Source organism: Vibrio sp. M60_M70, assembly GCF_037162085.1.
GTDB classification, from domain to species: domain Bacteria; phylum Pseudomonadota; class Gammaproteobacteria; order Enterobacterales; family Vibrionaceae; genus Vibrio; species Vibrio diabolicus.
The window spans coordinates 1,826,015-1,840,632 of record NZ_JARLUL010000002.1 but is presented as its reverse complement, the minus strand read 5'-3'; the positions used below and the strand labels follow the sequence as shown (position 1 = coordinate 1,840,632).

Genomic DNA, 14,618 nt, shown 5'->3' with positions numbered 1-14,618 from the left:
CTTAGGTTTAGATATTCTGTTTAATCAGTTCGATGACGTGTGTGACTTCGTCTTGAGTTAAAGCCCCTTCTTTCACGAATAAAACTTCGCCTTGTTTATTTTGTACGATAATCGCAGAACTTTCTTGCTGTAGATCCCAAGTAGTTGCTAATACGCCATTTTTGTCTAACACCATGGAAGACCAAGAGAATGTCTTTTTGCTGTTCTCTGCCGACGATTTTACAAATGTACCGGTTCCCCATATGGCGTCTTCTTGGTTGATCACGGTTGTGGTCTGATACTGATCTTCAGGAAAGTGAGCGGCAGTGATTGCTGACATCAGCGGCGCGTTCATCTCTTTAGCTTTACTACGACCTGCAATGGCTTGTATCACACGGACTTTGCCTAACATCTGCTGAGTTGCCCAAGGTTGATAAGCCACATCGTCTCCTCGCAGCGTCATTTCGCCATAGGTATCAATGCTGACGGAAGGGGTGGTTTGACCGACAGAAAGGTTATGAGAGAAGGCGAGTGTCGGGGCGAGTGCGAGTAAGAGTGACAGAACAGATGGAGTTTTCATTGGGGGTTCCTGTAACGAAGTGAGGTTAGAGCGAATCAAATAAGGAGCAAATACGATGCCCCTTATCGGATTTGGCGATTAGTTAGAAAGTACAACGCGCGCATTTAGCGGTTGCAGCGGACGATTGTTTTGTCCCATGACTTCCATCAGTTTCGCGGCTTGATCTTTGGATAAGGTTTGAGTGTCTTTAAGCACAAACCAGCGCACACCTTCTGAACATGGTGGTGTGGTTAAGGAGCCGTTAAATCGATAGTAGTTTGCAGTTTTTGGCAGTAAGTCGTTAATCTCAAACGTATCTTTAAAGAACGTGGTTTGATTCTCTTGTGGGATTGCGTTGATCAGTTTAGACAGCGCTGCGTTTTGATCGCCTGCATCAAACATCACCGAAATTACCGCCAACTCGCCGTCTGCGTTGGCGTGTACAAAGTGCGCTTCAAGTGGATATTGGCGGCCTTTGATTTGGTTTTCTGAAGGTGTGTGGAAATGGAACTGTTGCAGCTCGAACGTCTCGCCATCGATGGTGAAGCTGTTACGTCCGTTCACTTGCGCTTGCAGCGTATGACCATTGTTGGTTAAACCAATGACCTGACCAGTGTACGAAAGGTTCAATGCTTCCAGTTTTGCATCGGCAGGGTTGTCGATGTTGATTGGGCTTTGGTTTTTTGTGGTAGCACAGTCTTTGGCGATTTCTCCCCAGTGCTCTGGCCCGTGTTTGTCATTGCCATAGCCCCATTCCGAAGCCTGAGCAGCGCTTAGAGTGAGAAGTGAGAGTGAAAAAGCAAGTAGTGTTTTGTTCATAATAATGTCTCTGTTCGGTCGCTTTGATAAGCGTTGTTACAAGGCAATGACCTAGAGGTTTGATCACTGCCTGACAAATTAGAAACGGTGGCTGAGTTGGGCACCAATTAGGAACGCATTTGAATGGGTCACGCCCGTCACCATCGGTGCAGGAACACCTTCATACGCGTACTCTTCTACGTTGACATCTTCACCAATCAAGTACGTCATGCCGATGTCAACCGTGGTATCTGATGACCATTGGTAAGAGGCTCCCGCGGATAACCAGTGACGGTTCGAATCTGGGATAGAAAGCGAAGTCAGCTCATCGACAGGTGTTTTGTCGAACATGTAACCCGTGCGAAGTGTCCAACGTTCATTGGCGTACCAAGTCGCACCGATGGAGTAGTGCGCGGAGTCTTGCCACTGAAAATCTTTTAGCAACTGATCATCAGCTTTCAAGCTGTCAAATGCTGACCAACCAATCCACTGCACAGAATAGTGCAGGGCAAATTTAGGTAAGACGCGGTGATAACCGGAAAACTCCGCAATATCCGGTAGCGGCATGGCAAGCGAGTCGTACGATTCGCCAGCAAAGTGGATGTCACCCTTGGCATTAATGTTAGGGCTGTGTTTGTAGCTCAAACCTAAGCGATGACGTTCGTTAAACTCGTACATTATGCCAATGTTCGCGCCAAGCCCAATGCCGCCAGCTTCCACATCAAGTGCGTTGCCTTTTACGGATCCACAACGTTGTTCTAGTTCGTTTCCAAGGATGTTCCCACCAACGCAAACACCCACGTCCATGTCGCGGTACAGCTCACCAGAGCCGTAAATCACATCAATACCACCACCGATACTAAAACGGTCGTTCACCTTGTATGCCAAGCTTGCACCAAGGTTGACACTCGCTACGCTGGTGACACCGCCAAAAACAGGTGCGCCATAGTTTGGTTTAAACTCCATGTCGGTTCCGAAGTTGGAGTATGCCGATAAGCCTAGATACCAGTCGTCGTTGATAGGGTGAATAAAGTAAAAATTGGGTACAACGGCTGGTTGACCAACGCCATCGACGTCATCAATGTCGGTCACGGTTTGAGAGAAGGACGGGGTAATGTCAACTTGAGGGGATGGAGGGAAGCCGCCCATACCAACATTGACATCTGCATTAATATTAGCTCGATGATATTGCGCATTTTTTACGGTAACGTCAGGTTTGACGTAAGTGACACCGAACGATAAGGCACTTTGTTTAAACAGCGTCATCGCTGCGGCGTTGCGACTGACTACAGACGCATTATCACCAATGACGGCATCACCAGCAAAAGCACGACCAAGACCCGTCGCAGAATGTTCGTTAATTTGAAAACCACCGGCATACGCCGTCGAGGAGGCTAACCCGATTAATAAATAAATAAATCGGTGAAAGAGTTAATTGTCGCTGCATGTTTTTCTCATGAATTAATTAGAAGTTGTATTGCAACGAAAATCAGTAAAATAAACAAATCTGACCAGTGTATTTAGGAGTAAAACTAACAGTGTGCTGACAATAAGTAAATTTAACTTAATAAATATTTATTGTTGAATTTATTAATGCTTCATGGCGTGAATATAGTAGTTATTTTACGTGTAAATTAAATCCTGAACCTCTATTTTTATTTTTGCGGTATTACTTCTCTATTTTTATTGTGCTGACTGTTCCCTAACAAATAGAGGGAAATCCAGCGATAAAGTGTTCGTGATGGAAACTCTGAGTCATTTGTATTTCCATTGCATCCCAACGTTGGTAGCTCGAATCAGCAAGAGAACTATCGTTTTAAACCCACATGACACACTCCTCTCGGTCTTACCTGTGTTATGTGGGTATTTTTTATTTAACTTGTCACTTAACTCCTCTTGAAATTCAACAATTAAAAATGGCCATAATGAAATTTAAATGGGTGGCATGTGGAATAATTTTTTATTTTACTGGTTTGTTGGTATTTAAAAGTTTTGTTTATAATGCTTATAACTTGAATTTTTGTATTTTAATCATTGTTCATATATATTTAAATATAAAAATAGACTCATATATATTAAAACAAAATGACCACGATATTTCGTGGCCATTTTTAATCATCAACGTATTTATGATGATTAAGAGTTTAACCTATAAGAAAGTCTTATTAAAAGCGAAACTCTTCTAAGTTATTGCTGCTTTCCAACATTTTTTCAGCAACATAACGATGCGTGGCTGTAGTTGGGTGAGTCACATCCCAGAACACAAACTTATCTGCGCCAGATGCTGCACATTCAGAACGTAATGAGTGAGTGTACATGTAGTCAACAGAGGATGAGCGGTTGATGTCCAGACAAGGATCACTTGCATTCACGAACCCGTGTTCTTCTGGTGCCGAGGTTAACGTCTCAAACAGCGCGTGCGTATCAAACAATGAAATGTTGTAACCTTGAGCTTTATAGTACATCGCTTGTGCTTTGATGAACTCGTTCATTTTCAATACTTTCGCGCGAATCGTTTCAATTTCTTCCTGCGTTGAGTATTTGAACTGTGGTGCTTTGGTTGCGTCTGGCAGTGTCATCAACATGAAGTTCTTCGCGCCCGCGTCTGTTAGACGAATCAGAGCTTCAGCGTAATCCGCTTTTACTTCCGGCACGCTACGGTTGTAGTTCATGAAATCATTTAAACCAAACTCCAACGTAAACAATGTGTTTGCTGGGTTGTAGTTTTTCGCCAGTTTTGTGTAGGTCAAGTAAGAAGAAACTTGTTCGCCGACACCTGTTAGCGCAATGTATTGGTTCTCACCTGCTGCGCCGCCAACTGCCCAGTTATAAAGCGGTAAGTTTTTGGCTTTAGCAACGTATTCCGTCCAAACAAAACCGTTCGAGAAGTGACCTAAGAACCAGCTGTTTGGGTTAGGGAAGCGCCATTGGGAAGCGTTAAAGATGTTGCCTGTATCAGATAAGCTGTCGCCCAAAGCCACTACTTTGTTGATTTGATCTGGTTGCATTGCAGCATCATTGCTCCAGATCGTGTGGTTATAAGAATAGCGATTGTCAGCAGCAAAAAACGTAATGTCTGCGTTCTCGTTCGCCAGATCTAGTGTTTCTTCACAGCGCTGGCGAATCACGTTTTGTGAAGTGTTGGTGTAGAACATGTTTTTAAATGAAACAGAGCTCCACCAATAACCGTCGATAGTGAAGTCACTACCATCTTGGTTTTTTGCCCATTTCCAGTCGGTAGCCGCATCATCCTTAGAGTGGCTCGTACGATACCAGCAGCGAACGTAAGTATAGGTTTGATTTTCTTGCGTGCTGACCACTTCAGACGCAGAAACCATTTCTGGTGATAATGTTGGCTCCTCTGCAACGGCAGAGGCAAGCGGAAGTAATGCAGTTAATAGTGTGATTGTTTTTTTCATCATTCACTCTTCTTGTAATGGTTATGGTTCCGAATACGTGAATACGCTCGGCTATAACAGTATTTAGATGAGAATTTTTCTCACTAAACCTTCTAATTCTGAGTAAATACTCAAGACAGTCAACAACTAAATATTCAATATTTCAGTTTTGGCACCACGGTCAAAAAATCCATTCAGCATAGCAATCGATTAAATGTGTATTATTTAGAATAATTACTCACTAACATTAATTTAACATGCACTTTTCGTTAATTAAGTGATTGCTTTATAAGGTTTTGTTTATGCTTTTTGATGTTAACTAAAAATGTTTATTGAATGATCTTTTGTACAAAGTTGTATATTCATGAAACAAATTGTTTGGCATTTTTGGCCTATAAACTATAGCTGAAGCTCTCATGCGAACATCATGGTGATGACTTTTCATGAGAATATAGTGAATAAAAATTAGCTCAAATAAGGAATAGGGCAAATGCACTACACAACAAGTAAAAAACAAGGCTTATTTTCGTTGTCTGCCGTAGCGATAGCACTGACCACTTCTATGTCAGCGTTTGCGGCTCCACCAATGGGATTTGATGAATCTAAGTTACCGACGAAGTACATCGTCAAATTCAAAGAAGATGCAGTCAGCCGATCTTCAATGGGTGGTAACTCTTTTTGGGGACCACGAATCGCGCAGGAGTCTGTTTTAGAACAGGTGAAGGCACGTAAGGTGGAAAAACTAGGTAATCGCGCCATTTACAGCGTTGAGTTGGATGGTGATGACTTAGAACCACTTCGTAATCGCAGTGATGTGGAATATGTCGAAGTCGATCCGCCTCGCTATTTGCTCAGCGAAACCACCCCGTGGGGTTATGAAGCGGTTAATGCTCAACAGTTAGACGACTTCAATGCTGGTAATCGCACTGTATGTATTATCGATTCAGGGTACGACATCTCGCACAACGACCTAAGCGGTAACCGTGTTGCAGGTACCAACGATAGTGGTACAGGATCATGGAGCGATCCGGGTAACAATAACGCCCACGGTACTCACGTAGCAGGTACTATCGCAGCGATTGCCAACACCGAAGGTGTAAAGGGTGTGATGCCAAACCAGAATGTGAATTTGCACATCGTGAAAGTATTTAACGAATCAGGTTGGGGTTACTCATCTGGGCTTGTTAAAGCGATCCAAACGTGTGCAGATAATGGTGCCAACGTTGTGAACATGAGTCTTGGTGGTAGTCAATCAAGCCGAACTGAGCAAAATGCACTGCAAAACATTTACGATCAAGGCGTTCTGCTAATCGCCGCAGCTGGTAATGACGGTAACACCGCACACAGCTACCCAGCTTCTTACGATTCAGTTATGTCTGTTGCTGCTGTCGATAACCAAAATGATCATGCGGCGTTCTCGCAGTCTACTGATCAAGTTGAGATCTCTGGCCCAGGTGTGGCGATCTTATCAACGGTTACGGTAGGCGAAGGTAAACTTTCTGATATTACCTTGAATGGCGTAAGCCAATTTGATCGCGGTATTGTCCCTCACAATCGTTTGATCAATAACGGTTCTTCGTATGTGCCAGATCCAATCGCTGGTTCAGTAACAGCAATGCTAGATAGCTGTGATGTATCTGGCGGTAACTTTAACTGTGGTGATATGTCGGGCAAAATTTGTTTGACTGAGCGTATTGGCAACCAGTCTTCAGGTAACTACCCAGAAGTGGATGCAGTTCAGGCTTGTTACAATGCGGGTGCGCGAGCTGCAATCGTATACAGCAACTCTGAACTACCTGGTTTACAAAACCCATTCTTGGTAGACACAAACAACGCTTATCGTATGGTTTCGGTGACGGTTGACCGTGCATTTGGTCAAGAGCTGTTGGGGTATGTTGGTCAAGAAATTACGGTTTCAACCACCTCTGGTGAAGATTACGAGTACTACAATGGTACATCGATGGCAACACCTCATGTAACTGGCGTAGCAGGCTTGGTGTGGAGTTACCACCCAACGTGTACAGCAGCGCAAGTACGTAATGCCCTAGTTCAAACGGCAACAGACATTGATGTCGCTGGACGAGACAACCGCACAGGTCACGGCCTAGTGAATGCGGAAGCGGCGAAACTGTTCTTGGATGCGGGCTGTAACGGTCCTGACGGTGGCGGTAGCTCTTCGGACTCTAGCTTCTCAAACACCAGCCCTGTTGCGATTCCTGACAACAAATCTTCTGGCGTAATCAGCGCAGTAGATGTCGATCGCTCTGGTGATTCAGGTACAGTAAGTATTGACGTTGATATTAGCCACACTTACATCGGTGACCTACGAGTGACGCTAACTTCACCTACTGGTGGAGAAGTCGTGCTTCACGATAATACTGGCGGCAGCGCTAACGATATCAAAGCCACTTTCCAAGCGGATTTCTCTGGTTTTGAATCACAAGGTTCTTGGGAACTAAAAGCGGTAGACAGTGCCAGAAGAGACACAGGCACAATCAACAGTTGGACTCTGACTTTTCAATAAGGAGTGGCTATGAAGAAGTTGACCTTACTTTCTTTGTCTGCGGTGAGTGCTACCGCACTATTGGCAATCGGACTAAGCTCGGCCAGCTTGGCGAACAATCAAGGATTTCCGCTCGTGGATGAACGTTCTGAACAAGCTGAGCAACAACCTACGCGTTACTTTGTTAAGTATCACAAAGGGAAAGAGAGCGAAGTGAGAGCGCTTCTTCGTCAACATAACCTTAAAGTGGTTGATGCGTTGGTGAAGCAACAGGTACTGGTGGTGAGCGGCGAACAAGCTGACGTCGATAAGCTATCTGGTAACGAATCCGTTGAATACACCGAGCAAGAACCAACGAGAAAGTTGTTGTCTCAATAAGATAGCCTCAATATGAAAAACGCCCCTCACGTGAAGGGCGTTTTGTTTGAGTGCTTTTCCTGCTAGAGCCTTTGAGAGATGAATGCCGACGAGCCTAATTCTGCATTCATAAGAATAAAAGCTTAGCGCACAATCAGGCCAAGTAGGATACCTACAATGCCGAAGTCAGCATCACTGAATGTTGTGTTTGCAAAGCCAAGATCACCCAGTACTGGCATTAGGAAGACAGGTAGGAAAGTAATCAGTAGACCTTGTGCAAACGCACCTAGAATTGCGCCGCGACGACCACCTGTTGCGTTACCAAATACACCCGCTGCCGCACCAACGAAGAAGTGAGGTACAACGCCAGGGATAATCACAGTAAGACCCATCACGTACAGCAGGAACATGCCCACAAGACCCGCTGCAAAGCTCGATAGGAAGCCCACCAATACCGCATTTGGTGCGTATGGGAACACAACCGGACAATCCAGTGCAGGTTTTGCGTTTGGAACCAGTTTGTCTGAGATGCCTTTAAATGCAGGAACGATTTCTGCGATAACCATACGTACACCTTGCAGGATAACGTACACACCACCTGCAAATGTGATGGATTGCATTAGCGCAAACATAGACCAATGTTTACCGCCACTGACTTCACGGACAAAATCACCGCCAGCGAATAAACACGTCACCACAAAGATGATGCCCATTGTGAACGAGATAGCCACTGGCGTATCGCGTAAGAACAACAAGCTCTTAGGGACATTCATCTCTTCAGTAGAGTGTTCTTTGTTACCGAACTTGCTGCCAATAAAGCCAGCTAGCACGTAAGAAAGGGTAGAGAAGTGACCAATCGCAACGTCATCAGAACCTGTAACTTGCTTCATGTACTTGTGAGCGATCGCAGGGAAGAACACCATTACAGAACCCACAACCACAGAGCCAAGCGCGATCAGTGGAACACCTTTCATGCCGCTAGATGCCAGAATCGCTGCTACCATCATCGACATAAATAGTGTGTGGTGACCGGTTAGGAAGATGAATTTCCATGGCGTGAAGCGAGCGATCAAGATGTTCACTAACATACCGAAGAACATGATCATCGCCATCTCTTTACCAAACGCTTCTTGCGCGATAGAGACGATAGCTTCGTTGTTTGGAACCACGCCTGTAATGCCAAATGCGTGTTGGAAAATCGTCGCGAAGTCGCCTAGCGAGCTCACAACTAAGCCTGCACCTGCGCCAAGCACGATGAAACCAAGAATGGTTTTTACCGTGCCTTTAATGCACTCGGTGACTGGTTTTTTCTGGGCAATTAAGCCGATTAGAGCGATGAGACCGACCAGAACCGCTGGCTCTGATAGGACATCGTTCATTAAGAAACTGAAGAATTCCATAACGCCACCTTATAGAGCGCCAAGCTCTTGAAGTGCCACAGATAAACGCTCTTTCATTGCGACTTTGTCGACCATGTTATCAAGCGCTACGATACGTTGCTCAACGCCAAGAGCTTCCAACTGTTCTGCAATGTCTTTTGTGCCGATGAAAATGTCGCAACTTGTGCCTTTTGCTGAGCCAAGATCGATGTGATCTACAGCGGCATCGACGTTCAATTCTTTTACGATGCTTTTGATGCTCATTTCCATCATTAGGCTAGTACCAAGACCGTGACCGCAAACAACCATAATTTTCATAATTCAGACCTTTTCTTTTTTATAGGGGGTATACCCATTTGTGAATGGGGTATGTCAGGAGTAAAACTTAGTATTTGTCGATGATCGCAAGAACATCTTCTTTGCTTTGAGCGTTGCAGATGGCCTCTACATGCTCTTCATTCATAAACAATTCCGCCAGTTTCGAAATCGCATCAACGTGGCTATTACTGTCCGTTGCCGCTAGCGTGACCAGCATTTTTACTGGGTCATTTTCTTCAGAGTTAAAGTTGACGCCGTTTTGGATCACCGTGATCGCCAATGACAAGCGGTTAACGCCATCTTCAGGGCGAGCGTGTGGCATCGCCATGCCCGGACCTACCACGTAGTAAGGACCAAGCTCTTCGTGCGAGCGGTAAATTGCCTCAACGTAACTTGGTTCTATCGCGCCATTTTCAATCAAAGCTTCACAAGATTTGCTGATCGCATCTTTCCAGTCGGTTGCGTCAGAATGGATGCGAATGACATCAGAGGTAATCAGTTCACGTAGCATTGGAATGTTTCCGATTTGTTGTTTTGTTGCTGCGTACTTTATCGATCAATTTGCCAGAAAAACCTGAGAGTGATCACAAATGGTAGCGCTATCTGATAGCGCTATCATAAATTGTGATAGCGCTACCATTTTTATCAGTTATCCGAGTTTCATATGCTTGTGATCGACTTCTAATGCGCTAATATCAAAACCACTAAAACGCTGTGGTAAGATGTCGCGGCAGAAAATAGAGAACACTAAATAAGAACAATGAGCGAACCTCGCAAACGAAGAAGTACTGGCAATGTCACCTTGGCGGACGTCGCTAAAAAAGCCGGCGTAGGCACCATGACGGTATCGAGAGCATTACGAACGCCCGAGCTAGTATCTGACAAGCTGAGAGAAAAGATTCAACAAGTGGTTGATGAGCTCGGCTATATCCCGAATAAAGCGGCAGGGGCTTTGGCGTCTGCTGAAAGTTACTCCATCGCTCTTATCATTCCTTCCCTGTTTGAAAAAGCGTGCGCGCTTTTCTTACCAAGCTTCCAACAGGCGTTAAACAAAGCGGGTTATCAATTATTACTGGGTTACAGCGACTACTCGATTGAGCAAGAAGAAAAGTTGCTTTCGACTTTTTTAGAGAGCCGTCCTGCGGGCGTGGTACTGTTTGGAAGTGAGCATAGTCAGCGAACGCATCAACTGTTAGAGGCATCAAATACGCCAGTGTTAGAGATTACCGAACTGAGCTCAAAGGCCAGTTATCTCAACATTGGCGTGGATCACTTCGAAGTGGGTAAGGCCTGTACCAGACACCTGATTGAACAAGGTTTTAAGAACGTTGGTTTTATTGGGGCGCGCGGGAATCACTCAACGTTGCAACGCCAGTTACACGGTTGGCAAAGTGCGATGATTGAAAACTATCTCACCCCAGATCATTTTCTAACGACTCATGAAGCGCCATCTTCACAATTGGGTGCGGAAGGATTGGCGAAGTTATTGCTGCGCGATTCAAGCTTGAATGCTTTGGTGTGTAGCCATGAGGAGATAGCAATTGGTGCGCTCTTTGAGTGCCATCGCCGCGTGCTCAAAGTCCCGACCGACATTGCCATTATTTGCCTTGAAGGCTCTTCTATGGGGGAGCATGCTTACCCAAGTTTGACATCGGCAGAATTTGATTACGAGCGCATGGGCACCAAGGCGGCAGAAAAACTGTTGCATGCCATCAAAGGTGAGCCAGAAGAACGGCCAACCAGTATGGGCTTTAAGCTAAAGCGTCGAGCAAGTACTGCGATTAACTGACACTTCCTCTTTCCATAAATGTAAAAAGCCTCTCAATATGGAGAGGCTTTTTACATTCTGAATTCGCGAGCGAAAACTACGGACGTTCGTCCGCGGCTAGGCGTTGTTCGATATCTACGATCACCTCTGGCAGATCGGAGATGGTGTCGATTAAGTAGTGAGGTGCACTCTTGATAAACTTCGCGCGTGCTTTTTCACGAGCTTTCTCTAAGGTTGCTTCGTCTGCAGCTTGGTATTCTTCAAATGTCAGACCCGCTTCGTTACCAGAAAGCAGCAGACCTACCGTCCACATGCCCGCATTGTGACCTTCAAAGATGCCTGGTGCTGAGTCGTCCACTTTGACGCATGCTTTAACGTCGGTTACACCAAGCTCAATCACGTTTTTCAGTGCCATAAACGGCGCAGGGCGACCACCTTGTGGCAGATCGTCTGTCGCGACAACGTAATCTGGTTGGTAGCCGTAATCCGCTGCAACTGGAATCAGTACATCCATTACTTCGCGAGGGTAACCCGAACAAGAACCGATCTTGATGCCTTTGTCTTTCAGACCGTTTACCACTTCAACTGCGTTGAGGATTGGTTCTGCGTGGTCAGCCACTTTTGCTTTTTGCAGAGGCATAAATGCCGCATAGATAGCGTCGATGTCTTCGCTGGTCATTGAGCGCCCAAACTTCTCGTTCCAACGCTTATCAACTGCAGGGATGCGACCCACAGCTTGGATGTGATCCCACTTACCAAGCCCCATTGGTTCACGCGCTTCTTCAAGGTCGATTTCAAAATCAAAACCTTGTTTGAACGCTTCCACAAAGATGCTGGTTGGTGCAAAAGAGCCGAAATCGACGATAGTGCCAGCCCAGTCAAAGATCACTGCTTGAATTGGTGAGTTGCTCATGTTCAATCCTTTTTCTTGCTTGCCAGAGCGCTTGCCTACACGTTGGAACCGCGCTCTAGATAAATTGGTTTTTGTAGAGGTCTATTGACCCTAGAAGTAGTTAAAGTCTTTGCACACTTTGGCGATCGCTTCTTCGAAGATCGCCAACGCTTCTGTCAGTTGCTCGCGAGTGATGATCAGCGGTGGGCTGAGTTGAATCACGTTACCTTGCGATACCTTGAAGCTCACACCATTGTTGAGGCATTGGTACAACACAGCTTCCGCTTCGTTATAAGCGCGCGCTTTACTTTCGTGGTCAGTGACCAGTTCAATGCCCCACAACATGCCGATGCCACGAACATCACCAATCACTGGGTATTTGGCTTTCATCTCTAGCAGCTTTTCACGCATGAATTGGCTGTCGGCTTTGGCTTTATCTAGCAAGCCGTCTTGCTCAATGGCTTCCATGGTTGCCAGTGCTGCAGCACAACCGATAGGGCTTTTCTCATGAGTGTAGTGACCCATGGAGATTTGCTCGGCGGTGTTGTATTTGTCTTTGGTTACCATGGCTGCGATAGGCACTAAGCCACCACCCAAACCTTTACCGATACAGAGCATATCTGGCTCGATGTCGTAGGCTTGGTAGGTAAACCATTCACCGCTGCGACCCATACCGTTAGGGATGTCGTCGATGATCAGCATGACATTGTGTTTGTCACAGATTTCACGGATGCGTTTCCAGTAGGCTTTACTTGGCACTTGAACATCTGTGTTACGAACCGCTTCTGCGATAAACGCGCCCACGCCGCCTTCTTTCTCAATCACGTATTCAAGGTAGTCGGCGTAATGCACGTCGCTGCCGTCCGCGACTGGGAAAGCACCGCGGTAAGATACGGCTGGTGGAATGCGCTCAACACCCGCCATTAATGGTCCCATGCCTTGGCGGAAACACGCTTCACCACCTACTGAGATGGCATCCAACGATGCGCCGTGGAAGGAATCCCACAGAGACACCACCTTGTAGTTGCTCGTGATGTGGCGGGCTAGTTTAAGCGCCATGCCAACCGCAGATGTGCCACCCGGAGCAAACAACACGCGATTCAACTCGCCGCCACAGATTTGGGTGAGTTTTTCGGCACATTCAATCGCGGTCTCGTTGGTAAAACGGCGTGGTGAAAACGGAAGTTTGGCAATTTGCTCTTGCACGCGTTTAATCACATGCGGATGACCGTAGCCCAGTTGATGGACGTTATTGCCATGGAAATCCATGTACTTTTTGCCGGTAGCATCTTGGATGTAGATGCCTTCTGCTGCTTCCAAGGTATCTAAGCAAGGCGTTGACATGGCTTGATGAAGAAAGACCTCCGAATCACGCTTCAGTAATGCTTGCGTGCGTTCGTCATCCATCGATGCATTCCAAGCTTGGCGCGCAGGTGTCGTGTTGACATCGCCTTCGCTGCGGAAATGGGTCGGTTTGATATTCTGAGTCATAACGCTCTCTCAATCAGAAGGTTGCTTTACGCAACTTGCCAATACATTGCTTTTTCAATCGCACCGATTAAGCGCTCGATATCTGCTGGGTAAACTTCACCAATGTTGCCGATACGGAAGCAATCTGCGTTCGATACCTTACCCGGATAGATCACGAAGCCCTGCTCTTTCAAACGTGTGTAGAACGCTTTGAACTGGTAATCACTGTGCGTCGGAGAGTAGAAAGAAGTGATGATTGGCGAATGAAGGTCATCACTCAGTAGTGGTTCGAAACCCAGAGAACGCATACCTGCAACCAGTGTTTTCTGGTTCGTTTTGTAGCGGTTATGACGAGCTTCAATGCCACCTTCTTGTTCCAGCTCTAACAATGCTTGGTAGAAAGCGCGAACCGTGTGCGTTGGAGACGTGAAACGCCATTTGCCGTGGTTCACTTCCATACAGTGCCACTGGTCGTAAAGATCAAGGCTCAAAGAACGTGCCCGACCTTGGCACTTTTCGAGCTCAGTTTGTTTTGCAATCACAAAGCCAAAACCCGGCACGCCTTGAATACATTTGTTCGCTGAGCTGATCATAAAATCGATGCCTAGCTCAGCGATATCGATAGGAATACCACCAAAGCTCGACATGGCATCGAGAATCACCACTTTGCCGTGCGCTTTTGCCGCAGAAGCAAATGCCTCAATTGGGTTAAGCATGCCAGTGGTTGTCTCGCAGTGAACAATCGCCACGTGTGTGATCGCAGGATCCGATGCCAATGCAGCTTCCACCTCATTCAAGTGTGACTGTGATGTTTCGCCTGGGGAAACTACATGGCATGGAATATTTAGGTAATCAGCGATCTGAGCGATACGCGCACCGTAAGCACCGTTGTCGACAACCAACAATTTTCCATCTTTGCCAATGGCACTGCCAATCGTTGCTTCTACTGATGCGGTGCCGCTACCTTGCATTAGTACGCTGGTGTAGCCGTCTTGTTGAGTCGCCAGTTTTACAAGCTTAGTGCGGATCACTTCTACGATGTCTTTGTTGTATTCATCATCCCAAGTACACCAGTCTTTTAGCATGGCTTCACGTACCGTTTCAGAAGTAGATAGAGGACCTGGAGTCAGTAGTAGGTATTCGTTTTTCATCTCGATTTCCGTCAGAATAGGCTAATTGGTCTACACCAAATTTCTA

At 46.1% G+C, this 14,618-nt stretch carries 13 protein-coding genes; 3 read left to right on the top strand and 10 right to left on the bottom strand.

Annotated features, from left to right (window positions below; all coding sequences use genetic code 11):
• Positions 1–7: 7 nt before the first annotated feature.
• From P4S59_RS23940 to P4S59_RS23925, 4 genes are all read right to left on the bottom strand, one after another.
• Entirely contained in the window at positions 8–559 is a 552-nt protein-coding gene (locus P4S59_RS23940) for a YtfJ family protein (RefSeq protein ID WP_337169187.1), read from the bottom strand.
• Between the two features lie 78 nt (positions 560–637).
• Positions 638–1,357 (bottom strand): carbonic anhydrase, encoded by a 720-nt coding sequence (locus P4S59_RS23935; RefSeq protein ID WP_020841751.1) that lies wholly within the window; start codon positions 1,355–1,357, stop codon positions 638–640.
• A gap of 78 nt (positions 1,358–1,435) precedes the next feature.
• Entirely contained in the window at positions 1,436–2,740 is a 1,305-nt protein-coding gene (locus P4S59_RS23930) for an OmpP1/FadL family transporter (RefSeq protein ID WP_443089057.1), read from the bottom strand.
• A gap of 761 nt (positions 2,741–3,501) precedes the next feature.
• Positions 3,502–4,758, bottom strand: coding sequence for a type 2 secretion system lipase (locus tag P4S59_RS23925; protein WP_005395362.1), 1,257 nt, complete (start codon positions 4,756–4,758; stop codon positions 3,502–3,504).
• A 466-nt stretch (positions 4,759–5,224) separates the two neighbouring features.
• On the opposite strand from P4S59_RS23925, the gene P4S59_RS23920 reads away from it, so the two are divergent.
• Together P4S59_RS23920 and P4S59_RS23915 are read left to right on the top strand one after the other, a co-directional pair.
• Positions 5,225–7,258 (top strand): S8 family serine peptidase, encoded by a 2,034-nt coding sequence (locus tag P4S59_RS23920; RefSeq protein WP_337169186.1) that lies wholly within the window; start codon positions 5,225–5,227, stop codon positions 7,256–7,258.
• A 9-nt stretch (positions 7,259–7,267) separates the two neighbouring features.
• Entirely contained in the window at positions 7,268–7,615 is a 348-nt protein-coding gene (locus P4S59_RS23915) for a hypothetical protein (protein WP_005395359.1), read from the top strand.
• Positions 7,616–7,737: 122 nt separating this feature from the next.
• Here the strand turns inward: P4S59_RS23915 and P4S59_RS23910 are convergent, their stop codons facing one another.
• The 3 genes from P4S59_RS23910 to P4S59_RS23900 all read right to left on the bottom strand — a co-directional run bounded on the left by P4S59_RS23910 (position 7,738) and on the right by P4S59_RS23900 (position 9,802).
• On the bottom strand, positions 7,738–8,994 hold the full coding sequence (locus tag P4S59_RS23910) for a PTS ascorbate transporter subunit IIC (RefSeq protein ID WP_047007992.1): 1,257 nt from the start codon (positions 8,992–8,994) through the stop codon (positions 7,738–7,740).
• Positions 8,995–9,003: 9 nt separating this feature from the next.
• A complete protein-coding gene (locus P4S59_RS23905; protein ID WP_005463968.1) occupies positions 9,004–9,291 on the bottom strand; it encodes a PTS sugar transporter subunit IIB in 288 nt (95 codons plus the stop codon).
• A gap of 67 nt (positions 9,292–9,358) precedes the next feature.
• The gene (locus tag P4S59_RS23900) at positions 9,359–9,802 is read right to left on the bottom strand and encodes a PTS sugar transporter subunit IIA (RefSeq protein WP_005463973.1); all 444 of its coding nucleotides are present in this window, start codon (positions 9,800–9,802) and stop codon (positions 9,359–9,361) included.
• Positions 9,803–10,051: 249 nt separating this feature from the next.
• Here P4S59_RS23900 and P4S59_RS23895 point away from each other — a divergent pair, with 249 nt between their 5' ends.
• The gene (locus tag P4S59_RS23895; RefSeq protein ID WP_337169185.1) at positions 10,052–11,080 is read left to right on the top strand and encodes a LacI family DNA-binding transcriptional regulator; all 1,029 of its coding nucleotides are present in this window, start codon (positions 10,052–10,054) and stop codon (positions 11,078–11,080) included.
• A 76-nt stretch (positions 11,081–11,156) separates the two neighbouring features.
• On the opposite strand, the gene phnX is transcribed toward P4S59_RS23895, so the two are convergent.
• From phnX to phnW, 3 genes are all read right to left on the bottom strand, one after another.
• Positions 11,157–11,972 (bottom strand): phosphonoacetaldehyde hydrolase, encoded by an 816-nt coding sequence (gene phnX / locus P4S59_RS23890; RefSeq protein WP_337169184.1) that lies wholly within the window; start codon positions 11,970–11,972, stop codon positions 11,157–11,159.
• Between the two features lie 90 nt (positions 11,973–12,062).
• Entirely contained in the window at positions 12,063–13,442 is a 1,380-nt protein-coding gene (locus P4S59_RS23885; protein ID WP_337169183.1) for an aspartate aminotransferase family protein, read from the bottom strand.
• Positions 13,443–13,468: 26 nt separating this feature from the next.
• Positions 13,469–14,572, bottom strand: a complete 1,104-nt coding sequence (gene phnW / locus P4S59_RS23880; RefSeq protein ID WP_337169182.1) for a 2-aminoethylphosphonate--pyruvate transaminase — start codon at positions 14,570–14,572, stop codon at positions 13,469–13,471.
• Positions 14,573–14,618 lie beyond the last annotated feature (46 nt).